The following is a 788-nucleotide window of genomic DNA, read 5'->3' on the forward strand; positions in this document are numbered from 1 at the left end:
CCAGATCGCCCGACAAGTCGCCCGTGTTGGTCAGCGTGACGTTGCCATTACCGCCAACATCCGCAAAAATGGCACTTGAGATAACGGATGTCAGGTCACCGGAGTTGTCGACGACCACATCACCATCGCCTACAACAACAGAGTTAATTGCCTCCAGCCTTCCCGACAGGTCGCCCGTGTTGGTCAGCGTGATGTTGCCATTACCGCCAACACTCAAATTAAGAGCGTCTAAATCGTTAGATGTCAGGTTGCCGGAGTTATCGACGACTACGTTACCGTCGCCCGACACCTCCGCGTTAACGGCTTCAAGGAGGTTGGCCGTAATATCCCCGGAATTGACGATCTGCACATTTCCATCACCAGCCGTAAATGAATCGATCCCATGTCGTTCGGCAAAAATAGTCCCTGACGAAGTTATCGATATATCACCGCTATTGATGTCAGCGACAATGCCATCGTGCTGTGAAAGTATGTCGCCGCTGCTGACAATAGACACACCATCCGCCGCGCCAGTGTTCTGGGCGTAGATACCGGTGGCACCAACGCCGACCGTGCTGATGTCACTGTCAACGTTGATCGAGATATCGCTGAATGTTGTGGAAAAGAATATGCCATCCACCCCGGCAGCAGGTGCGATCCCCGGAGCGTCGACATTGTTGATGTTCAGAGTGGTGATTGTAGGCCCAGCGGCTTCTATCCCCGCCGAGACATCGCCGGTACAGGTCACCGTCAAGCCGTCAATCGTACACGGACCACCCGCAGGCGGCACGACCGTTTGACCGAAAGAT

At 54.3% G+C, this 788-nt stretch carries 1 protein-coding gene; it reads right to left on the reverse strand.

The features are described 5' to 3' along the window. On the reverse strand, positions 1 to 788 hold a 788-nt coding region (locus tag ACR0EL_RS22140; RefSeq protein ID WP_480502308.1), incomplete at both ends, for a hypothetical protein.

This window comes from Ruegeria sp. AH12, assembly GCF_056541465.1.